Here is a 23,347-nt window from a genome sequence, read left to right on the forward strand (position 1 = left end):
GTATGACGGAGAAAGAATTGCTCAAACAACTGAATAATCTTAAATCTGTCAACCCTAACCAAGCCTGGCTGCAAAGCAACCGGGAGATTTTATTAGCCCAAGTTTCTAATTCTGGGTCGGATAATCTATCTAATTGGAATAAGTTTTTAATCGACCTGAAGAGCCTGGTTCGGACTGCGTCCCAGCCTGCTTTTGCCCTCGGGTCTTTTTTGGTATTGCTTCTAGGGGCCAGCTTATTCAGCCATCAGGCCTTTAATCGCATCAAGCCTAATGATTCTCTATATATCGCCCGCATCATTTCCGAGAAGGCTCGGTTAAACACTGTCTTTAATGAAAACGACCGTGATCAATTAGCGATGGAATTTGCCGCGGAAAGAGCCCAGGATATTACCACCATCCTGTCCGATCCGAACTTTAACAACGAAGAACATAAGACTGAAGTCGATAAGCTTAATCAGAATTTCAGCCAGGAGATGGCTGTGGTCAAGACAGTTATCAACAAGACTAAACCGGTAGTAGCGGTGGTTGCTTCAACCAGCGATATAGTGATCAGCGCAGAATCTGCTAAAGATAAGGCTGGCGTTGAAGTCTATGAAAATCCGGGCGCTCAAGGCGCCAAGATCGCTTCTAATACTGATAAGGATGTCGTAAGCGTGGAAGCGACCAAAGACACCGGGTCGATTATCGATGAAGCCCAAAAGATGTTCAATAACAAGGAATATAATCAAGCTCTGGATAAACTTAAGGAAGTTAACGAGCTAATCAAGAAATAAGCTGATGCTTATTTATTAGTTTATCTCAGCCGCCCCTCCTTTTAGAAAGTTAGATCTCCTTCTTACTTCTGATTCGGACGAAAGCTCAGATAAATTAATAAATCCGCGTCAGCGGGTTGGCAAAACGGCTCAAGGTCGATTCTCGGGCAACCGGGAAGTTTTGTCCCTTAATAAATCAAAAAACTTATCCTTTGAAAGAAGCTTTTCAAATGTTTGAAGCTTAAAGCCCAATCTCTTAGCATAGATGATAGATTGGTTAAGCTTTTCTCCAGCCCGCTAGGACTTAGCTAGGGTTGGCAGAACTTTTTTTAAAGATCAGTCAGCCTTCGTCCCGGCGTCAAGCTGGCGAAGCGGGATTCCGACTGATCTATTAAAATATGAAAAGAGAAGAGGCTGAAAAGCGGAAAACAGATCAAGAGCTTCATATGAGGATGGGTAAAATCGTTACATTATCCCTATCGTTTTAACTTCAATGTCTAAAACATTCGGATGATGTCTTAATCAATTGTTTATGACTAAATTACGCAAATTCTTAACTATCGGCGTAATGGTAATGACAATTATTGCCATGAGTGGTGCTTTCATCACTCCAGCTAAAGCTGCCGCATCTGCTGGCGACTTAATTAAAATGGCTGGCAATTCTTCTGTCTATTACTTAGGTTCCGATAGCAAGAGATATGTCTTCCCTAATGAAGCTACTTATTTCTCTTGGTACAAAGATTTCAGCGGTGTGATTACTATCCCCGCTACTGAACTGCAGAGCTACATGCTTGGCGGTAATGTCACCATGAGACCAGGTACTAAATTAGTGAAGATCGTTACTGATCCTTCTGTATACGCTGTTGAACCAAACGGTGTATTAAGAAAGATCGCCAGTGAAGCTGATGCAATCGCTTTATACGGCTCTACTTGGGCAACCAGGGTAGTCGATGTAGCTGATTCTTTCTTCACTAACTACACTGTTGGCTCTCCTTTAACTTCTAACACTTATCCTAAGGGTTCTTTGTTAAAGAATGCTTCCAGTGCTAACATCTATTACTACGATGGTACTAACTATCGTTTGATTGCTAGCGACGCTGCTTTTACTGCTAACCGCTTTAATAATGCTTACGTCGTTACCACTTCCATGACCTTAACCGCTGGTGGTACTTCCATCACCGCCGCTGAAACCGGTATTACTAATACCGCTCAAGCTGGTGGCACTGGTCCAATCATCACTGGTTCTGGTTTAACCGTGGCTTTAGCTGCTGATCAGCCGGTTTCTGCTACTTATGTTAGAGATACTGGTGCTATCGTCTCACAAGCTGTTGCCCCTTTCTTGAAATTAAATTTTACAGCGGCCTCAGACGGACCCGTTACTGTTAATACCTTACGTTTAACAAGAAGCGGAATCTCTGCTGATTCTGATTTAGGTACTGTATATATTTATGATGGCGAAACAATGTTAGCAGAGCACACTTCTTTGTCTAACCGAGTAATCACCTTCAATAATAGTAATGGTTTATTTGTTGTGCCAGCTGGTACTACAAAGACTATTACTGTTAAGGCCGATATCGCTGCTGTTAATGCCACTGTTTCTGGTATAGTATTAGGTGTTAATGCTGCATCTGATATCACCTCTACCGGAGCCACTGTTTCTGGTTCTTTCCCGATTAATGGTAATTCTATGGCTGTTGGCACTGTTACAGACTTGGGTTATGTTAACGTAACCGGGTTTACAACCTGCCCAGCCACTATTGATCCAGGAAAAACCAATGAAGAAATTTGGAGATTCTCTGCTACTGCTAACGATCAGAACATGTCCATTAAATACTTAAAAATGACTGTTGTTGGCACTGTTGCGGTGAATGATTTAGCCAATTTTAAGTTAGAAGTGGGCGGCGTTCAGGTTGGCTCTACTGTAGCTAGTATGAATGCTAGTAAAGAAGTAATCTTTGACTTATCCGCAGCTCCTTATCAGATTACAAGCGGACAAACCAAGGTCTTCACTCTTAAGGCTGATGTCTTAAACGGTTCTAGCCGAGCCTTTAAGGTTACTATTAGGAAAGTTGGTGACTTTATTACCACCGATAATAATTATGGCGTACAAGTTAAGCCTCTAAAGAGTGGTGCTGCTTTCGCCTTAATTGAACCAACCACTGGCGCTGGTACTACTATTAATTCCGGCACCTTGACCGTTTCTGTTGCCTCTGACTCTCCAACTGGTAATATTCCAGCAGGCTCTAACGATGTTTCTTTAGCTAAGTTCACATACAAAGCTAATGGTGAAGATATTAAAGTAACATCCATTAACGTCTCAGTTAATGAAGAAAATGGAGATAAGGCTCTTAAAAATGGTAAATTGTATTGGAATGGTTCTCAGGTCGGTAGCACTGATACCAGTGTTGCTGATGAGACAACCGTTGTTTACACTTTAAGCCAGGTTATCCCAGCTGGTCAGACTGCCACTATTGAGTACAAGGCTGACACCATTGATGACACAAATACCAATCTTGTGTCAGGTCAAACTATCGTTGTGAGTCTAGTCGCCGGCACAACTGATGCTACTGGACAGTCATCTTTGAATTCTGTTTCTACGGCAGCTGCAACTGCAAGGACTTTAACCGTTGCTTCAGGTTTGGTAGTAGCTAGCGAGAATTTATCAATGGCTAATTACTCAGCGACCACTCCTACTGGAGTTGTCGGAGCGACTAACGTTAAAGTAGCTTCTGTTATCTTAACTGCTGGTTCTGGCGAAGGTGTAACCGTAAACCAGATCGTAGTTGGCGATGATGGTGATGACACTACTGAAGATTTTGGTGACAATTTCCAAAATCTAGTTCCAAAAAATTCTGCTGGTACCGCTTTAGCCACAGTTCAAGGCACTTTAGCGGCTACCGCTGGGGCTGATTATACTTTCACCCTATCTCCAGCCGTTGTTATCCCAGCTGGTCAACAGTATGTAGTTGACTTTTATGCTGATATTTTGACTGGCGCAACTGGTTTCGGTGGTGCCAGACCAGGCTTGGAGTTCGTGAACTTATCAGCTACTGGCAATACTACTAGTTCCGATGCCTATCCTAGTGCTAGCGTCGCTGACTTGCAGGATCTATACATAGCAGCTAATGGTTCGTTAACAGTTACAGCTGATGCTGACACTCCAACTGGCGCTCAGATAGTATTAGGTCAAACAGATGTTGAATTAGCTAAGTTAAAATTCACCGCTGGTGCTTCAGAAAATGTTAATATTAACAGGATTGCTTTAACTGATACCAGTTCAGCCGCTAATAGTTTAACTAACGTTAGATTATATGATGGCACGAATATGGTCGGTTCCTCAGTCGCTGCGTTTAATGCTGCAACTAATGGCGTAGCTACTTGGAATTTAGTAACTCCTTTAGTAATAACTAAGAATACTTCTAAGACTTTGACCGTTAAAGCTGATATAAATGCTTATCCTAATGGAACCTCTGCTAGCACTCATGTTATCAATTTAGCTTCTAATGCTAATATTGATTCTATTGGTGCATCTTCAGGCGCTCCTATTACCGAAACCGTTACTTCGGCTACCGGTAATACAATGACTGCCTATAGAACCAAAGTTTCTGTTAGTAAAGACGCAACTTCACCTTCTGGCGCGCCTACAGCTACTACCGATCAAACCGTCTTAGTATTCAACGTTACAAATACTAGTAATGTAGATAACCAGGATGCCACTGTTAAAGATTTAGCTTTAAATTTATCTACCTCTGGCACATGGTTGACTGCTACAACTAGAAATATTAAGGTTTACAAGAATACCATTACTGCTGGCAATTTAGTCGGCACGAAGGCTTTCGCCCCGGCCGCTGCTTTAGCCAGTGTGGCTTTCGATGGTTGGGATACCACTACATCATTAACCGATGTTAGTGTTGCCAATGGTAGCTCTGTAAAGTTTATTGTAACCGTTGATACTAACGAAGCTCCAACTGATGGTCGTTTGACTGTTAGTATTCCGAGCTCGAATGGTATTAAGTGGACTGATGGCGTTACCGCAAATATTGTGGTGGTTGATTCTTTACCACTTAACGGTGGGACTCTAACTTACTAATCTAAATTAGTTTGTTACAACAAAAGCACCCCTTATGGGGTGCTTTTGTTATTGATTTTTGGATATTTTTGCGGTATTATAAGAATTATTCATTAATTTTTTATTCATAATTTATGAAAAGTAGTAAATATATTAGAATAGGTTATTTAATTTTTTTACTTTTGTTTTTAAGTTTAGGATTGGTCGGTTTTTTATATTTTAAGAATTCTTTCACTAAAGTCGAACTTCCATTAAGTAATGAATCGGATGAGATAAATGAAAATAATGAAACTTTAGAACAGAGCGGTATCATTAAAGTTGATGAAGTTAAAAAAAATAATGTTGATCAACAAGTGGTTGGTTCCTATAATAATTATCTAGTAGAAGGTCTAAAATATAAAGCCAGTGGTGATGCTGGTAATAAGGACGACTATTATCAGGCTATAAATAGTTTTCAGAAGGCAGTTGATTTAACTAATGGACAATATTGGGTTCCAGTTGTGAATATTGCTAATATATACAAAACATTGGGCGAATATGGTAAGTCCGAGGTTTATTATAATAATGCTTTAAAAATATCTAATTATAGTGAAAGCTCTATTTATATTTCAAAAATTGATCTATATAAGAATTACCTTAAAAAAGACAATAATTCTATTATCTCTCTATACGATGAGGCTGTTGATAATGTTGTTATTGATCAGATGGTCGTTATTGCGGATTATGCCAGCTTCCTTAAGAGTATAAGTAAATATAGAGAGTCTCTAGATTATTATCGAATTTTGTCTAAAAGTTATCCTAATAATAGTCGTTATCGCGATGAAGTGGTTTTATTAGAGAGTTTAGTGAAATAAGTCTAAAATATATAAATCAAGCCGCCCAGATTGCCCATTTTCTGGGTTTTTTGCTATAATAATCAGCATAAGCCATTAATTCATTTTTTGTTTCAAATCTATGAAGCCTAAAGTTTATCTACTCATTTTGCGTCTGGGGGTTTTCTTGTCCTTGCTTACCGTCTTTTTGGTTTTTAGGAACCTTCTGTTTCCTTATATCACCTCTAAGCAGCTGGTCTTAAATATCCTGATGGAATTCCTTTTGGCGATCACCTTGGTCTTCTGGTGGAAGTTTCCTAGCTACCGGCCGAAGAAGTCTTGGATTACTTGGGGGCTTATTTCTTATTTTATAGCTATTATTGCTTCCTTATTCGTCACAATCGACTTCAATCTTAGTTTCTGGGGTGATGCGGAAAGGATGCTGGGCTTATTCCATCTCTTCCATTTCTTGATCCTGTATTTCATCATCATTACGGCTTTCCGGGAAAAGAAGGATTGGAAACTGCTATTTCTCGCCTCCATTCTGGTGGCGGTGGTGGAAAGCTATTTCTGCCTCAAGGGGCAGCTCGCCTATGGCACTATCGGTAATACGGCTTATGTTAGCGGCTACTTGATCTTTAATCTTTTCTTCGCCGCCATTCTGTTTCTAAAATCCAAATCAAAGCTCTGGCGTTGGTTATATTTAATCCCGGTGGTGATTATGCTTTTTGCCTTCCGCCGGGCCAATACTTCCGGGGCGATCATCGGTTTGGGCATTAGCGTTCTCTTATTCTTATTCTTATTCGGTTTCTTCCAGCGAAACAAAAAACTAAAATATTGGACTTTGGGAATAGCTTCAGTTTTGGTGTTAGGGGTGATTTTCGTCTTTTCCCAATCGCAATCCGATTGGTTCCAGTCAAGCACCCGTCTGCGTAATCTAACTTCCCAGAAGAGCACCTTCCAGACCCGCTTGGTTTCCTGGCGGGGTGCGGCGGCTGATTTCAAATTCCATCCGATCCTCGGGGTGGGTTATGGCAACTACGCTTCAGTTTTTGACCGTCAGTTCGATCCCAAGTTCTATAATTACAGCCGGACGGAAACCTATTTCGACCGGGCGCATAATAACCTGATCGATATCGTTACCACCACCGGCCTCTTGGGTCTCCTGGCTTATCTCAGCATCTTCGTCGCCCTCTTCTATTATCTATTCCTCTACTTCAAGCCCATTCTCCGCGATTATCGTGGTGGCGAAGAGGGAAGCAGCCGCCAGTTAGCTGAAGTCTTCTTGATTGTGTCGCTGGTTGTTGCTTATTTTATCCAGAACCTAGCGGTCTTCGATTCTCTGGTGACCTATATGGGGCTAATGATTATCTTGGCCTATGTATATTATCTGGTCCAAATTAAGCCCGAAGACGGGGAAGAAGAGGCTAGACCGGCGATCAAATCTAAGACGGAATATATCGCTCTGGGTTCTGTCATAATAGTCGCCTTGGTTTTTATCTATACTTTTAATGTCAGGCCCTGGCGTATGTTTGTAAATACGATAAATAGTTATTCCCAGACTTTATCCGGGGACGTGGTTAATGGCCTTAACAGCTATCGTGAGGCTCTAGACAGTAATACCGGTCTGGAGCGGGACGCTCGTTTTTCCTTTATTGGCCTGATCTCGACTAATCCGGCCGTCCTTTCCTATCTGACTCCGGCTGAAGCCCAGGATACTCTCGCCTATACGGTTAGCCTAGCCCAGAAGAACTTGAGCTATAATGAAGAGGATAGCTTGGGGCAATTACAGCTAGCGCAAATCGCTGATCTGGGCGCTCGGGTGAATTATCAAGACCAGGTCCTGTTTGAGAGGTATTCTACTCTCTCTTTGAACGCGATCGACGCGGCGATAAAAGCTAGCCCGCGCCGGCCAACCCTATATTTCGCTAAGGCCCAATTGCTTTTAGCGCGGGGTGATAAAGAGGGGACGATTGAAAGTATGAAATATGGTATTAGTTTGAACCCGGAATATCCGGATGGGCATTGCCAGCTGGCCCTTATCTATATCTTGTTAGACGATGACGAGGCTAGTTATCCTTATGTGACGAGTTGTTTGGATAATAAGGGACAATTCGCTTTCCCGGAGAAAGCTTTGACAATCTGGGCTAAGCACTATACCGCGCTTAAGGATACGGCTCATTTAGAGCAGATTAACGCCCAGCTGGAAGCTTACAAAGCTGATTCGCTGGCGCCAATACAACCCTAAAATCACTGATAATATAAAAGATCGACAAAACCAGCCTCCGGGCTGGTTTTTGTTAATGTTTTGCAGTCTTTGGCTTTTATCTTGATTTCAGGAAATCTTGGGCTTTCGATGAAGCCTGATGTGCTAGCCTGGAAGAGTAATATTTTCAATAAAAAATATGACTCTAAAAAAATTTTGCTTAAAGCATAGACGCACACTTCTAATCTCAGGCGGAATCATCCTGGCCTTATTGGTCCTAATGTTTATAAGCGCCCGTCCCTGGCGTTTAGCCGCCTCTTTGCGCGACCTGGAAGAATTATCTGCTTCTTTCAGGCGGGCCTATCCTTGCCATGAAGATTGTTTGATAAAGCGCTTGGGACTGGAAAACAAGCTGGCGGCGGCTTTAGAAGAAAAACAACCCGGTTTAGCAGAAATAATGGCCGCAAAAATTAAGGATGATTCCCAGGATGCGTCGTTTCGGCGCTCCTTGGATCGGATAATTAAATCCAGCGCTTATGAAAATGATTAAATTAGTTTCAAGTATCTGTTTTCTCTTGGCATCTCTCGTTTGTGGGCTAGAAGTTAAGGCGATGCCGATCGGTACCCTGTTGTATCGAACTTCTAACCAGGGTCTGATGTACGGCTATAACAGCCCGGAGCTGATCGTGAGCGAGAAAGGAGTGATTAAGCACATATATTCCGGCCATGTGGGAATCTATGTCGGTTTGGAAAATGGCGTGCCTTATGTGGTAGAGGCTTTGGGCGATGGCGTAGTTAAAACCCCGGCTCAGTATTTTGTAAATGAAAGCGCGGGGGAAAAATTTCTAGGCGCCAAATTCCCCAAGCAGGCGAACTCAGCCCAAGCCCAGCAAGCCGTGGCCATCGCCAAGAAGATAGCGGCTGATAATTTAGCCTATGACCTGGATTTCAGGCAACAGAAAGGTCCGGGCGATGGCGATTGGACTTGCGTCGGTTTAGTGGAAAAAGTTTACGAAAGCGCCAATATCTCTAATCCAGATAACCTAGGTGCTTTAGAGTATAATCAGCCCTATTATGCTGTCGATATTACGCCCGACGGTTTTGATAATACCAGCTTATATAATTCAGGGGGTGATTGCTTTTCTCGGAAGCGGGAATTCTCTAAAATTAGTCGCCAGGATGATCTTCTTGTCCCTCTGCCAGAATTGATCGGTTTTGCGGCCGGTTTAGAGTATAAAAATGAACGCTATATCTTTTTGCCTTATACTCAGTTCCTTCAAGAGAGTCTGCGGGAAGTAGCGGTAGATATTAAAATCAGCTCGTCCTTTCCGGAAGAGGAGATTAGGGGCTCAGTCTCGGTCTGGCCGGTAGTTTTAAAATGGAGCCTCATCAATAACCCGATTTCTTCTTTAAAGAAAGTCGTGCGCCTGATTTTTCCTAAGACCGATGATCTCGATGATATCCCCCTAGATAAAGCTGTACCGACCTTACTTAACCCCCTATCTGTAATTAATGAGGATGAGACGGATAAAGATGGTGAAGATGAAAGTTTGATAGAAAAGGTAGTACCGGAGGATTTGCTCGAGATAATTCCTCCAGTAGTGAAAGAGAAGGCCGAAAAAATCTTAGCTTCTTCAACAACGCTTAGCACTAGTCCGAAAAAGACGGCCGTGAAAGCGAGCTCTAGTCCAGCGGTCAAGCCTAAAACGGCCAGCTCTTCGCCTCCGGTACAAAATCAAGCCGCTCCATCTCCGCCCAAAGTCAAAGCGGCGGCGGAGACAAAGATCATCGCGCCGATCAGCACGAGCACTAATACCAGCACTCAAGCTTATGTGCGGCCGGTGAACACTTATGTCGCTACGACTTCGCCTGCGGCTAGTTCCTCAACTTCGACTCTGGATAATTTAGATCCGGCTTCGATCTTAGCCCCTGGTCATATTGTTATCAGCCGAGTCGGAGAAGCGGGCGAAGATGATTGGGTCGAGCTATTTAACCCCTTTCCTGTGGCCTTTGATTTAGCGGCTAATGATTATCGTTTGGAAAGGTCTAAGACTGCCGTAGATCCTTCAATCATACTACGTTTCAATGATCCTGAGGACGGAGTTTTCAAGACGACAGTCATCGCTCCTTATGGTCGTTATTTAATTACCAGGGCGGAAGCTAGCCCGGCTCTACGTAACCAAGCGCAGGCGATTTCTCTGCGGGATGAATTCTCCTGGCCTCTAGGGGGCTATACCTTGTATTTAGCCAAAGATGCGGTCAGCTCTAACCTTGATCCGGATATTATTGATTATCTTGGTTTCGGTGAAGCCGCCTATTATGAGGGGAGTGCTCCGGCGCCGGCCTTCACGGCTAATTATTATCTGAGCCGTAAAGCCCTGGCGTCTTCAACGCCGGTCACGATGCTAGAAGGCGGGGAGCACTACTCGCTTAACTTAGTCTATGATAGTAACAATAATTCCTTTGATTGGATATTATTACCGATATCCGGCAGTCTAGAGCTAGCGAGTTCTTCTGAGCCTTATGATGACACTGATTACGGCCTGGATTCTCCTGGCATAGTTTATCTTAATCATTTCGATGAATGTTATCAGCCCGGGCAGAAATTTATCGTCGGCCTCTTTGCTTGCGCCCGCATCTTTGATTTCAAAGAAACGATTGAAAGCGCCGATTTTTCTCCGTCTTTGGGGAACGGGAACTTTTCGCTTAGCTTTTTCTATAAGCCGCAAGGGGTTTTTCCCCGCTTCTTCTTCCGTCTGAGTAACGGTAATGGCAATGAAAATTTAGAAATCAGTTTAGAGTCTGGCATGAGCGAGATTGCCGGTTTGCCGGGCATCGCTTGGCGCAACTACGATCATAATTTTTGGCCGGATGAGGATTGGCATCTGTTTACCTTAGTGTCTAATAGCGCTGACGGCTATTGGGCGATTTATCAAGACGGAGAAGAAATCTATCGTCGAGACGTTTCGGGTTCTTTGCCTAGTTTTAATCATTTAGAATTTGGCGGTACTAACGGCTTCTTGGCTGTTGACGAATTTAGCGTTTGGAACCGGGCTTTAGGAGCAGGAGAGATTAGTCTGATCAGCCAAGCCAGACTGCCTTTCTATCCTTCGCCGCCGCTTAGTCCCTATGTTCCGGCAGTGCTGACTAATTTCTATAGTTTTGATGAAAATTTGGGTGACACGGCTCATGACGCGGTCGGCACTAACCATCTGTCTCTGGCCCATAATTTTTGGTATAGCAATGGCAAAGTCGGAGGCTATATCTTCCAAGACCAGAGGCAAACGCTTATCACTTCGCCTTTGGCAGATATCACTGGTTCGGATTTATCTTTAACTTTCTGGTGGCGCAATCGCTCGCACCCCAACGAGGGCAGGGTGAAGCTAGCTCTTAACCATGATGATAAGGCGATGTTCGGGATAGTGGCCGGTTATTATCGTCCTGCTTATATATTTAATGGAGAATACGGAATCATTAGCGAAGGCGAAGATAAGACTATTCCCTATGACGATAATTGGCATCACTTAGCTTTAACTTATAGCGCCCGTGATTACGCTTTGAATTTCTATGTCGATGGCCGCCTCAAATTTTCCCGCCCTTATATCTGGATTGCTCCGGGTGAGGAAATCAATAAATTGGAGATAGTTTTAGAAAACTATGAGGTCGATCTGGATGAGTTGGGCGTTTGGCGGGGAACCTTGAGCGCGGAGGAAGTGAAGAATATCTTTGAATCAGAGTAAACTTTATAAAGCTTAGCCATATTGACAAGTCTTATAAAGTTTGCCATAATGTCATTGTTGTGGTATTTATATGAATTTACGAGAAAAATTACAAATTATCCAAAATATTTCCAGTCTCACCCAGACAGCTTTAGCCGCCAGGTTAGAGGTTTCTTTTGCCACCTTCAATAGCTGGTGGACAGGGAAATCCCAACCGCGCCCCAAAAAGCTAGAACTGATAGACGGCCTGTATCGGGAGTTAAGCGGACAGAAGCTGATTCCCGACGATGTTTTAGTAGCCAAAAAGATGCTGGTTGCTAAGGAAGCGAAAAAATATCCTGATATCTTAAAATTAATCAGTGATAATCCGGATATCTATGACCAATTCCTTTTATCCTTGACCTATCACTCTAACAAGATCGAAGGTTCGACCCTTTCCGAAGATGAAACGGCCGATATCTTATTCAATAACCAGGCTCTCTCCAATAAAAGCCTGATCGAGCATCTGGAAGTAAAGAATCACCAGGCGGCCCTGAATTATCTTTTCACTTATCTGAAATCTAAAGTCAGGATCAGCGAGGAGTTGATCTTGAAATTGCACTCTATCTTGCTTAACGGCATCAGGGATGACGCCGGCTGTTTCCGCCAGCATGCCGTTCGGATCGTCGGCTCTTATGTGCCGACAGCCAATTATTTGAAAGTACCGGAATTGATAAAAGCTTTAGTCAAAGACATCAATGAAGCAGATAAAGATATTATCGCGACCACTAGCCGTATCCATGCCGAGTTTGAGAAGGTCCACCCCTTCGCTGATGGCAACGGACGGATTGGGCGCTTGATTATGGCGGCCCAGCTGGTTAGAGCTAATTTGCCGCCAGCCGTCATTGAGCAGGGGGTAAAGAGGCGATATTACAGCTCTTTGAACCGAGCACAGTTAAAGGGTGAATATCCGCCCCTGGAAGATTTTATTTGCGAGGCTGTCTTAAAAGGTTGCAAGATCGTAGATCGGAAATAAAAGTTTTGCTGTATCTATTGAAAAAGCCTGGACTTGTTAGTTCAGGCTTTTGTTTCTTATTCGGCGATCTGGCCGATGACATCTTCTTTGATTTTCCAATCGAAGGGAAGGGTAAGGCTATAGGAATTCGGGCTGGTCATTAAGTTGCCGTTCCCGAAATGATAGTAGTCCGTCTGGAGGCCGGGCTCTTCAATGTCCTGGTAGACGACTTCAACGCAAAGGAGAAAATGCCGCGCGTAGACGGTTTGCCAGTCGCGCTGGCCGCTAAGCATGCTTATCTTAAACCGTTGGCAACCGCCGCTGCGCCACAGGGCAACCTTCTTGACGCTGAGGACATGTTTATCGATGTAGTAATCCTCGTAGGTTTCATTCAGGATTTTTAAGATATCCTGGCTGGTCTTATGATGGAAGCCTTTGAATCCGCCGGGGATAAGCGCCGGGGCTCGATCCGGGTTGAAGTGATAGTAGATGATGAGCCACTTAGCCGTCCGGTAGATTTGGTATAAGGCGAGGACCGCCATGATCATAATGATCTTGAATTCTAATTTCTGTCCGATAGGCGTCGAAGAGTTGTCCGCTTCGCTGACCCGCCATATGAAAATGACGGCCAAGGCTAATAAAGCTAGGGCAGTGATCTGCATGGCTAGCTTCAGCCAGTGTTTGTTTCTTTCTTTCATGGATAAGGATTTGGTTTATAATGATTTTAAAAAGAGCGATTTTTAGTATCTGTCTATCTTATAATATTTATCTTTATTTGTCAATTATGTATTTATATATCTAATATTAGCTAATATTTATGAGTTACCAGCCTATTTTTCTGGTTCTTATTTTGCTTTTTATTCCTATAAATTTGGCTAATTCAGCGGGTCGGCCCTTGATTTTTTCGGCTTTTCCTTGTACTATGAAAACGTTATTAGGGCAGGCAGGTGGTCGCTCTGTTTTTTCAAACAGGGAGGAAAGTCCGGACTTCGTAACGGTAGTGGGTAACACCCACCGGGAGTAATCCTAGGGCCAGTGCCACAGAGACAATACTAGCCTTCCTTCGGGCAGGCGAAAGGTGAAAAGTTACCGAGGCGCAAGCTATCGGTTTCGGCCGGCGGTGACGCCGTGTCCGCGGTAAACCCTACCGGAAGCAAGAGCAAACTGGGATTCGTCCCAAGACAAGTGGCTCGCTTGACCGGCCCAGTGATGGGTCGGCTAGATAAATGACCATCCAACGACAGAATCCGGCTTATCGCTTGCCCTGGTAACCAGTTATCAATTAATTAATATATGAAAAAAATTGAATTGTTTTTTTCCTTTCTCTTCATCCCCGTTGATCTTATCATGATCATATTGGGCGGGCTTTCTGCCTACTATCTGCGTTTTTCTAATTTTTCTACCGGCATCCGTCCGGTTATCTTCGATTTGCCTTTAGCAGAGTATTTTCCTTCTTTGTTGGTTATCGCTTTCATTTGGACTCTAGTCTTTATCTTTTCCGGTTTGTACCGGATCAAGAGCGCGCGCAAGCTCGCTCAAGAGCTGGCCAGGATATTCATGGCCGTCTCTACTGGTTTAGCCCTAGTGGCGATTTTGATATTCTTCCGCCGCGAATTATTTGATTCTCGTTTTATAGTGTTAGCGACCTGGTTCTTTACGATCATCTATGTCAGCTTGGCCCATATCTTTATCCGCTGGTTGCAGCGCAAGCTCTTCGCTTTAGGGGTCGGAGTCCATAAGGTGGTAATTGTCGGCAATTCCAAGACGGCTGACAACCTTATCTCGGAGTTCTCCAGCAATAAGCGGGCGGGCTATGAAGTGGTGAAAAGGGTACGCGATTTTTCTTTGGAGACCGCCCAAGAATTAGCTGAGTTCATCAAGACTAAAGAAGTCGATGAGATTATCCAAAGCGATCCCAACCTGACTAAGGTGGAAACCCTGCGTTTATATGACTTCGCGACCGATAATCATATTATTTTTAAATATGTCGCTGATCTATTGGAGGTGAAAGTACTGCGCACCGAAGTGGCCGAAGTTTTTGGCGTACCGATTGTCGAGGTTAAGAGGACGACGCTCGATGGTTGGGGTCATATTTCTAAGCGTTTCATGGATCTTATCTTGTCTGGACTTTTAATCATTATCTTTTCCCCGATATTGCTATTGATTGCTTTAGCAATCAAAGTTTCTTCACGCGGCCCGGTTTTTTTCTCCCGGCGCGATGACGGTTCTTATCTGACCCGGATCGGAGCCGGCGGGGTGCCTTTTAAATATTTTAAGTTCCGTTCCATGATTCCTAACTCGGATAGCATGCGCTATAATGAGCTAGCAGACAGGAATATCCGAACTGACGGTCCGATGGTTAAGATAAAAGACGATCCCCGGGTGACTAAGATCGGCCGTTTTATCCGGCGCTGGAGCTTGGATGAACTGCCGGAATTATTCTTAGTCTTTATCGGCCGCATGAGCTTGGTCGGTCCTCGTCCTCATTTGCCGGAAGAAGTAGCTAAATATGAGAATAACCACAAGAAGACTTTGACGATCAAGCCCGGCATTACCGGCTTGGCCCAGATTTCTGGCCGCAGCGACCTCTTGTTTGAAGAAGAAGTCAAATTAGATGTCTATTATATTGAAAATTGGAGCTTGATGCTCGATATCTCTATTCTCCTAAAGACGCCTTTAGCTGTCTTGAAAAGACGCCAGGCGGAATAAATAATCTATGCGAACTGCCTTGATCCATGACCATTTAGCCCAGGCCGGCGGCGCTGAAAAAGTGTTGCAGGTTTTTGCCGAGATGTTTCCCGCCGCCCCGATCTTCACCCTGCTTTATGAGAAGGATAATGTGGATAAGAATTTTTCTGGGCGGCAAATAGAAACATCGGTTATCCAAAAACTTCCGGGCGGAGTCAAGCATTACCAATGGTATTTATATTTCATGCCGATGGCGGTGGAATTTTTTGATCTCCGCTCCTATGACCTGGTCATTTCCGATACTAGCTCTTTTGCTAAGGGGGTAGTGACCATGCCTGATACTTTGCATATCTGCTATTGCCATACGCCTACCCGCTACCTGTGGAGTGATACCCATCAGTATATCAATGAATTGAAATACGGCAGATGGCTGAAGAAGATCATCTCTTTAGTTTTAAATAGTCTGCGGATCTGGGATTATAATGCGGCGCAACGGGTGGATTTATTTATTGCCAATTCTAAAACCGTCCAAGCGCGGATCAAGAAGTATTATCGCCGCGACAGCGTAGTCATCTATCCTCCGGTCGAGACTGATAAGTTCTATATTTCTGACTTAAGCCAGCAAACTACAGGCGAAAAGTATTTTTTGATCGGCTGTCGCTTGGCGCCTTATAAGCGGGTGGATATCGTTATTGAAGCTTTTAAGAAACTAGGCCCGGACTATCGCCTGAAGATTTTCGGCGATGGCGTCGATATGAAGCGTTTGAAAAAGATTGCCGGCGAAGCGGCTAATATTGAATTTCTCGGCCGGGTCAACGAGACGGATAAGGCCAAGCTCTATAGCCAGGCCCAAGCTTTCATTAACCCTCAAGAAGAAGATTTCGGCATCACGCCGGTAGAATCGATGGCCTCCGGCCGGCCAGTTATCGCCTATCAGAAGGGCGGGGCGACAGAAACCATCATCGAAGGGAAGACCGGTTTATTCTTCCAGGAACAAAGCGCTACTGATATCATTAAAAACATCCAAGCCTTTTCCGGCTATAATTGGGATAGCCAGGCAATCAGGGAGCATGCTCAACAGTTCTCCGTAGCTAATTTTAAGGAGCAGATAAATAATTTTATTGCCAGTCACAAGACGAATGCTTAAAGCTAAGAAAAAGATAAAAGTCTTAGTCGCTATGTCCGGCGGAGTCGACTCCTCGGTGGCGGCGCAGTTATTAAAAAACCAGGGCTATCAGGTCACCGGTATTTTTTTAAATTTCTGGAAGGAACAGGGGATGAGTGGGGACAATAAGTGTTGTTCTTTAGAAGCCTTGCTTGATGCCCGGGCGGTCGCTCAGAAAATCGGGATCGAATTATTCACTTTTGATTTTAAAGACCGCTTCAAGCTGAAGGTGGTTGATAATTTCCTGTCTGAATATCAAAAAGGCCGGACGCCTAATCCCTGCGTAATCTGTAATCGTGAGGTGAAGATTGGCGGTTTGCTAAAATATGCCAGAGGCTTGGGCTTTGATTACGTGGCTACCGGGCATTATTTAAGACTTAAAAAAGTCGGTCGGACTTATCGCTTATATAAAGCTAAGGATAAGAATAAGGACCAATCTTATTTCCTATATACTTTTAATCAGGAGCAATTAGCCCATTTGCTTTTTCCCTTAGGAAACTATAATAAGCCGCGGGTCAGGGAACTGGCGAAGAAATATGCTTTGCCGACAGCGGAGAAGAAAGAGAGCCAAGAAATCTGCTTTATTCCCGGCAAGCATCATAATGATTTCTTAAAAAGGCATTTAAGATTGGCGCCGGGTGAGATTAAAATTTTAGGTACTGATAAAGTTATCGGTCAACACGAAGGCCTGGCTCTATATACCATCGGCCAGCGCCGTGGCTTGATTGGCGGCACCGGGCCATATTACGCCGCTAAGTTTGATGTTAAGACCAACACTTTGTATGTAGTTAAGGATTTTAACGACCCTGTCATCTATGGGGACAGCTTAAAGGCCAAGAATGTTAATTGGTTAGGCCGGCCGAAATTTCCTCTAAATTGTGAGGCCGTTATTCGCTATCGCCATCCAGCGGTCAAATGCCAAGTGCGCTTAGTGGGCAAGGATTATCTGGTTAGTTTCAAGAAACCCCAACGAGCCGTAACTCCTGGCCAGAGCATCGTGTTCTATCAGGGGCTAGAGGTTTTAGGGGGAGGGATAATCTGCTAGGCTTGACTTATGGTTTGACTTAAGGTAAACTTAAGTTAAACTACATAATCATTGAAAATATATGGAAAACTTAGTGGCTTTAAAAGATTTACGTCTTAATATGGATACTTATATTCGCAAATTAAATACGGGCCAATCTTTTATAGTTTTAAAGAAAAATAAACCGATTTTTAAATTAGAACCGGTTAATGAAGGTTATTGGGAAGAAGTGATTGATTTTACTAAGATTAGAAAAGGCGGTGTTAGTATAGACGAAATTCTCAAGAGACTTTAATATGGATAAGATTGCCAAGGTTTTAAATAAGCTTATTGATAATGAGAGAAAATCTTTAGAAATTGTCTTATTAAAAATAAAAAATAATTCCTTGGTCGGCTTAGATGTTAAAAAGTTAAAGGGTAGAGAAGATATTTTTAGAGTTCGTAAGGGAAAAATAAGGGTAATTTTTCAGGAGAACTATGACGGTATAGTTAAGATTATTTCTGTGGAACGCCGTTCCGATAAAACATACAAGAATTTTTAGTTTTGAGTATAAATACAGCCAAGAATATGGCTGTATTTTTATTTTATGCTATAATATTTTTTTAAACTAATTTTTTAAGCCTATGCCCGCTTCTTTGCCCGATGTTTTTAAACGAATCCAAGACTACAAGAAAGAACAGCGCGACCTGAAAGCCATGTATCGCGATGCGCTCTCAACTAACGCTGAATATCAGAGCGTGAAGGAAGAGCTTGAAGCTTTGAAGTTAAGGAAGAAAAAGATCGAGATGTCCGTTCAGACTGCCTTTAAAGAGGAGTTTGATAAATTAGAAGGTCTAAAGCTTAATATCGCCGGCGATAATCAGTTGATGAGCGACTTAGCTCTGAATCAGATCATGGCGGGGGAGAGCATCCGCTTGGTGGATGAAAATAAGGTAGAGTATGATCCGGTGTTTACAGTTCGCTTCAAGAAGGTGAAATAGGGAAGGAGATTTTTATATTAAGGATTTTAAAAACCACTGTTTAGGCAGTGGTTTTTAAAAGATCGGAAGAGTTATTTTAATCATATCTTTGCCATTTCTTGTTTTTCAGCTTCAACTATAGTTAGTTTTTTCTTTCTTATTTTACTAATCCAATAGGTGATTGCAAAAGACAGGAGCCCGCTGCAAAAATTTATAAGCAATGTGCGGTAGGCCATAGTGAGGGAGATACTCAAAATAAAGAGGGCGGACACAAGAGTCGCGCCGATTAAAAATGAGGCCAGGAAGGGCCAAAGGATGTTAATTGGACCCTTCGGTCGGCTAGACATCTTAATGTAAGTTTTAGCCGCCAAGAAGCCATAGGATCCTGGACCAATCAGAGGCGCTAAACAAGCAACAAATGAGATGATTGAATATAAAACGGTTGTCGTAAAATAAATTGTTCCTTTTTCGTTAGAGTTTTTTTCCATGGCATTTGTTTTATTGATTGATTTATGAATGTTCTAATTAACTTCTATAATATCATTATTGTTGGTAATTGTCAAGTATATTTGCTTATTTAAAAAACTCTCTTATTCAGAGAGTTTTTTGTGCCGCGAGAGGGAATCGAACCCTCACGGGGTTGCCCCCACACGATTTTGAGTCGTGCGCGTCTGCCAGTTCCGCCACCGCGGCTTGTGAATTACAAAAACCAGTATAATAAATCACAGCTAAATTGTCAAAGGATTTATTTTAGGTTATAATAAATTTAGATTTTTATGGCCAAAATAATTTCTATCGTCAACCAAAAGGGCGGGGTGGGAAAAACGACCACTGCCGTCAATCTCGGCGCCTATTTATCATATCTAGGCAAGAATGTTTTGTTAGTCGATATCGATCCCCAGGCTAATGCGACTTCCGGTTTAGGAATTGATCACAAGAATCTAGAGCATGGCGTCTATGAAGCCCTTTTAGGGCAGAAACTTGTCACCGATGTCGTCAAGCGGACCGTCCAGAACAACTATCATGTCGCCCCGGCCACCCTGTCTCTGGCCGGTGCCGGCGTAGAACTCGTCAGCTTGGATGATCGGGAATTCCGTTTAGCTCGGATCTTAGAGGAAGTGAAAAATGAGTACGATTACATCATTATCGATGGTCCGCCATCTCTTGGTCTTTTGACAGTTAATAGCCTAGTAGCTTCAGATGAAGTCTTGATACCGATCCAGAGCGAATATTTCGCCTTAGAAGGCCTAAGCCAGCTGCTAGAAACAATCGCCTTAGTGCAGAATAATCTTAAGCCCAATCTCGGTATTATGGGGGCAGTGATTACCATGTTCGACCGCCGCAATAAATTATCCGAAGCAGTCATGGAGGAGCTATATAAATATTTTCCTAATCGGATTTTCCGTTCGGTTATCCCGCGCAGCGTCCGCCTAGCTGAAGCGCCCAGTTATGGCCGTTCGATCTTGCATTATGATCCGAAATCCAAAGGCGGCCGCGCCTATGAAAATCTGGCGCGTGAAATTTTGGGTTTAGCCCGTGATTAATTTTTATTTCTATATACTTATATGCCTAGCGGTTTAGGGCGCGGTCTCGGCTCCCTGATTCCTAAAAAAACTGTTAATTATGATTCCGCGGCCACGGAAGACGTTTTTGTCGTGCATGACCAATCCGAGAAGCTGATTAGAATCTCTCCGGAGAAGATAGATTTCAACCCCTATCAGCCGCGCCAGGATTTTTCTGAGGGCGCCTTGAATGACTTGATCGATTCCATCAGGGAACATGGCATCATACAGCCTCTTATCGTCACTAAGAAAGATGGACGCTACCAACTCATTGCCGGCGAAAGGCGCTTGCGTAGCGCGTTGTCTCTGGCCTTGAACGAAGTCCCAGTTATCGTTCGGGAAGCTGACGAGCAAAAGAAACTGGAAATAGCCTTGATAGAGAACTTACAGCGCGAGAACTTGAATCCGATAGAAACTGCTTTAGCCTATCGCCGCCTGATTGATGAGTTTAGTATCAATCAGGAGGAGGTAGCCAGAAGAGTGGGGAAAGCCCGGCCGAGCGTGACCAACTCTTTGCGCCTGTTAGGTCTACCCGCGGAAATCCGCCAAGCGATCGCTGAAAAAAGGCTGAGCGAAGGGCACGCTAAATATCTCTTAGGCCTAGAGAGCGAAGCGAAACAGATTAATGTTTTCCGCAAGATCATGAGAAATAATTTGACGGTTAGCGAAACTGACAAGGTGATCAAGAATCTGGGCGGCACCAAGGCGGCCCGGATAAAGAATACTAGCGATGAGAACCGAGAAGAGAAGTTAAGTTCAATCTTGGGCACTAAGGTTGAAATCAAACGCCAAGGATCTAAAGGTAAATTGATTATCGATTTTTATAGCGAAGAAGAATTAAATAGTATCATGGAACGCTTCTAAACTAAGTCCAATAATTTAAAAAGGGCCGGATCAAGCCCTTTTTGGTATTAAAAAATGAGCCTGTCTTGGTAGAACAGGCTCATATAGTGTTTTTGAAAGAGCTAATTAAGCAGTTTTGGCTTGTAGGTAAAAGGGCACATTTTGTTGAATAATAAGATGATATTCTTCAACATCCAGAAGAAGCGGTGTATTTTAGTCCATAACCAGACCAGGCCGAACCAGATGACTACAAATGGTAGAGCTATGTTGGCCAGGATTCTGGCCATTTGGCTCTTTTTCCTTTCCCAGGCACTGCGCTGGGAATGGATAATGGATGCGGCCACTTCGAATTTTTTGCCTTCAATCATCAGATCCACAATTGCCCAGATCTCTTTGTTGTTAGAGGCGAATTCGTAAATCTTTTCTCTAACTTTCCAGATAGTGTCAACCGGTGGATATACGTCTGTGCTCGCCATTGTATCGATGAAAGCCAGTCTTTCTTTGGGCTTGCTAGGAAATAGACTAAAGCTCGTCTCAATTATCTTATCAGCTATTTCCCAGCGGTATTGATCGTCGATCGTCCAAAACCATTTGCTTTTCATGAGGCGGGAGATATAGCTTTTACTAGCAAAAAGACCTAGGTCATCATTAGCTTTGAATATCAAGTTGGCAATCTTATCGCGGTTTTCGATGTTTTCCTGGTTGCTTTGGTCGCCCATAATGAGAGCGAGACCCAGGAGCAGGAGGACAGCCGCTAAGGAGACTCCGGCTAGCAGGTTGTCAGTCAAGATCGTAAAGGTCCCGCTTTGCAGGAGAATGATGCCGAAGATAATGGCGCTTATTGCCAAGAATCCTTTGATCATCCAGAAGAAGAGTTTCTCATGGCGGACAAACCTTTTTTCATCAGTCATGAATAGTCTGTAGAAGAAGGCAAATCCGGCCGTAAACAGGAGCATCAAGAGGAACCAATTAGACAAGAGCAGGTCGCTGGTATACCAATCCCAAATACCTTGGGCGAAGGCGATTATTCCGGCGATAGCGGCGGCGGCCAGATATTTATCAAATATCACGACGGCGGCAGCAATCAAGGAAAAATGTAGGAGAAATCGGATGGTTTTCGGGGTATCGGAATAATTGTGTCCGGAATCGCCGGCGATAGCGACAAAGAAGAAACCGATGTAGAAGCAGAAAGTCAGGGTGAGCATGACGGCTAGGATTGAACCGACAATTGGAGCTAAAGCGTGGATCACAATCCCGATGCCATAGATAATTACACCGATGACCAATAGGACGAGAGCCGCGAGAGCGATGATGCCGATGGTTTGAGGGATAATCTGTAATTTTTTTGGCAGCATCTCGATTCCTTTAACTATCAAACGACAGCCAGCGATTATTATCCAGGCAATCAGCGGCAGGGAAGCGATCAGGGGAAACAGGGCAACATAACTGCCCTGGCTCTGGACCATCCAGAGGATAGCGCTGATGAGTCCGAGCGGCGAGATTACCCAGAAAGCCAGATGCGTAAGGAAGGTTACCCAGAAACCGGGGCAAACATGGCTTTTTAGCTTGATTTCCTTATTCGGCCAAAAAGCATAATTGGAGCGGGCGGTCCGGTATAGCCACCAGTATTTCCCGTCCTCCTGATTAACGACGAAATCATTGATATGTTCCTTGATCGACAAGAAGCGAGTGAAGCTTTTGTTGATGATCTTGGAATCATTGTTTTCGCCTTTGGGATAGAGGCTGAAGCCAAAGTCCAGGCCGAGGAGGTTGAAAGCCCAGGCGCCTTTGCTCTGGTAACGTTTTTCCCTTTGATACGGTTCCTGCAGGAGCTTCTTGCTGGTGATAATTCCGAAGAAGACTTTCAGGCGGTTACGTAACCCCTTTTTGCAGACCGGTGGCAGTTGTGGCGAATGCGGGTGTTCTTCCATATCCCAGTGGCCGAAAAGGTTGGCGTAATTGTCGGTGATAGCGGCCACCTGTTTGTCATCCAAGCGGCGCAGGCAGGCTTCAAAAGAATCCAGGTCGATATTCTCTTCCCAGAGTAATTTTCGCCAAACGCTGTCCGGCAGGGTTTCGATCATGGCCACGATTTTAATTAAAGGGTGAACCATCAGTTCGTTTTCAGTTTTCATCAGAGAGGTGATTTTTTCTCTCCTCTTTTGTACGTCGGAGTAATTCAGCTTCCTGAGATATCTCCAGAAAGTCAGAGCCATCGCAATGGTTTTGCGTTGATTAGGTACCTGGTAAGGGAAGGTGGTTTTTTTGTATTCACCGACCAGGTTGCGGGCTACAAAGGTTTTTAAGCCTTCATCATGAATGATAACTTTTTTCATGCTTGTTTGTTTTGGTGAGGTAAATTATTGGGTTATTCAGCTGGCCCAGCTTGAGCCGGCCAAACAACCCAATAATCAGCCTTTTTGTCAAAGATCTGATAATAGATGACATTAGCATTATAGTATGAATTTGTCAATACTAATCATTGGTTGCCAAGCCCTCATCCTTATACTAAAATGTTAAGGTAAAATTGAACTTATTTTTAGATTTTTTAAG

18 protein-coding genes, 1 tRNA gene and 1 other RNA gene are annotated in these 23,347 nt (G+C 43.6%); 16 read left to right on the forward strand and 4 right to left on the reverse strand.

Features of this window, described 5'->3' with window-relative positions; all coding sequences use genetic code 11:
- Positions 1–2: 2 nt before the first annotated feature.
- The 7 genes from WC441_01340 (at position 3) to WC441_01370 (ending at position 12,573) form a co-directional block, all read left to right on the forward strand.
- Positions 3–773, forward strand: a complete 771-nt coding sequence (locus WC441_01340) for a hypothetical protein (protein MFA5163154.1) — start codon at positions 3–5, stop codon at positions 771–773.
- Positions 774–1,284: 511 nt separating this feature from the next.
- Positions 1,285–4,842 carry a hypothetical protein gene (locus tag WC441_01345; GenBank protein MFA5163155.1) on the forward strand — a complete coding sequence of 1,186 codons (3,558 nt, stop codon included), beginning with the start codon at positions 1,285–1,287 and terminating at the stop codon, positions 4,840–4,842.
- A gap of 113 nt (positions 4,843–4,955) precedes the next feature.
- The gene (locus tag WC441_01350) at positions 4,956–5,675 is read left to right on the forward strand and encodes a hypothetical protein (GenBank protein MFA5163156.1); all 720 of its coding nucleotides are present in this window, start codon (positions 4,956–4,958) and stop codon (positions 5,673–5,675) included.
- A gap of 100 nt (positions 5,676–5,775) precedes the next feature.
- Positions 5,776–7,881, forward strand: coding sequence for an O-antigen ligase family protein (locus WC441_01355; protein ID MFA5163157.1), 2,106 nt, complete (start codon positions 5,776–5,778; stop codon positions 7,879–7,881).
- A 157-nt stretch (positions 7,882–8,038) separates the two neighbouring features.
- Positions 8,039–8,389, forward strand: coding sequence for a hypothetical protein (locus WC441_01360; GenBank protein ID MFA5163158.1), 351 nt, complete (start codon positions 8,039–8,041; stop codon positions 8,387–8,389).
- Positions 8,376–11,579, forward strand: coding sequence for a LamG-like jellyroll fold domain-containing protein (locus WC441_01365; protein ID MFA5163159.1), 3,204 nt, complete (start codon positions 8,376–8,378; stop codon positions 11,577–11,579). Before WC441_01360 ends, WC441_01365 begins: the two co-directional genes overlap by 14 nt.
- Positions 11,580–11,649: 70 nt before the next feature.
- The gene (locus WC441_01370) at positions 11,650–12,573 is read left to right on the forward strand and encodes a Fic family protein (GenBank protein MFA5163160.1); all 924 of its coding nucleotides are present in this window, start codon (positions 11,650–11,652) and stop codon (positions 12,571–12,573) included.
- A gap of 56 nt (positions 12,574–12,629) precedes the next feature.
- Here the strand turns inward: WC441_01370 and WC441_01375 are convergent, their stop codons facing one another.
- The gene (locus WC441_01375; protein ID MFA5163161.1) at positions 12,630–13,250 is read right to left on the reverse strand and encodes a hypothetical protein; all 621 of its coding nucleotides are present in this window, start codon (positions 13,248–13,250) and stop codon (positions 12,630–12,632) included.
- Between the two features lie 237 nt (positions 13,251–13,487).
- Here WC441_01375 and rnpB point away from each other — a divergent pair.
- The 7 genes from rnpB (at position 13,488) to WC441_01410 (ending at position 18,410) form a co-directional block, all read left to right on the forward strand.
- Positions 13,488–13,823: RNase P RNA component class A (gene rnpB / locus WC441_01380), an RNA gene on the forward strand.
- A gap of 22 nt (positions 13,824–13,845) precedes the next feature.
- On the forward strand, positions 13,846–15,261 hold the full coding sequence (locus WC441_01385) for a sugar transferase (GenBank protein ID MFA5163162.1): 1,416 nt from the start codon (positions 13,846–13,848) through the stop codon (positions 15,259–15,261).
- A 7-nt stretch (positions 15,262–15,268) separates the two neighbouring features.
- Positions 15,269–16,387, forward strand: coding sequence for a glycosyltransferase (locus WC441_01390; protein MFA5163163.1), 1,119 nt, complete (start codon positions 15,269–15,271; stop codon positions 16,385–16,387).
- The gene (gene mnmA / locus WC441_01395) at positions 16,380–17,450 is read left to right on the forward strand and encodes a tRNA 2-thiouridine(34) synthase MnmA (protein MFA5163164.1); all 1,071 of its coding nucleotides are present in this window, start codon (positions 16,380–16,382) and stop codon (positions 17,448–17,450) included. Before WC441_01390 ends, mnmA begins: the two co-directional genes overlap by 8 nt.
- A 61-nt stretch (positions 17,451–17,511) precedes the next feature.
- A complete protein-coding gene (locus WC441_01400) occupies positions 17,512–17,724 on the forward strand; it encodes a hypothetical protein (protein ID MFA5163165.1) in 213 nt (70 codons plus the stop codon).
- A 1-nt stretch (position 17,725) separates the two neighbouring features.
- Entirely contained in the window at positions 17,726–17,971 is a 246-nt protein-coding gene (locus tag WC441_01405; GenBank protein MFA5163166.1) for a hypothetical protein, read from the forward strand.
- Between the two features lie 82 nt (positions 17,972–18,053).
- The gene (locus WC441_01410) at positions 18,054–18,410 is read left to right on the forward strand and encodes a hypothetical protein (GenBank protein ID MFA5163167.1); all 357 of its coding nucleotides are present in this window, start codon (positions 18,054–18,056) and stop codon (positions 18,408–18,410) included.
- 80 nt (positions 18,411–18,490) lie between these two features.
- Here WC441_01410 and WC441_01415 read toward each other — a convergent pair whose 3' ends face one another.
- Positions 18,491–18,877, reverse strand: coding sequence for a hypothetical protein (locus tag WC441_01415; GenBank protein ID MFA5163168.1), 387 nt, complete (start codon positions 18,875–18,877; stop codon positions 18,491–18,493).
- A gap of 121 nt (positions 18,878–18,998) precedes the next feature.
- Positions 18,999–19,082, reverse strand: a tRNA-Leu gene (locus WC441_01420).
- An 83-nt stretch (positions 19,083–19,165) separates the two neighbouring features.
- Here WC441_01420 and WC441_01425 point away from each other — a divergent pair.
- Positions 19,166–19,933, forward strand: coding sequence for an AAA family ATPase (locus tag WC441_01425; protein ID MFA5163169.1), 768 nt, complete (start codon positions 19,166–19,168; stop codon positions 19,931–19,933).
- A 21-nt stretch (positions 19,934–19,954) separates the two neighbouring features.
- On the forward strand, positions 19,955–20,815 hold the full coding sequence (locus WC441_01430) for a ParB/RepB/Spo0J family partition protein (GenBank protein MFA5163170.1): 861 nt from the start codon (positions 19,955–19,957) through the stop codon (positions 20,813–20,815).
- Positions 20,816–20,916: 101 nt separating this feature from the next.
- On the opposite strand, the gene WC441_01435 is transcribed toward WC441_01430, so the two are convergent.
- Positions 20,917–23,130 carry a hypothetical protein gene (locus tag WC441_01435; protein MFA5163171.1) on the reverse strand — a complete coding sequence of 738 codons (2,214 nt, stop codon included), beginning with the start codon at positions 23,128–23,130 and terminating at the stop codon, positions 20,917–20,919.
- Positions 23,131–23,347 lie beyond the last annotated feature (217 nt).

The sequence above is a fragment of the Patescibacteria group bacterium genome, from assembly GCA_041651355.1.
In the GTDB taxonomy this organism is placed as follows: Bacteria; Patescibacteriota; Patescibacteriia; order Patescibacteriales; family UBA12465; genus JAPLVX01.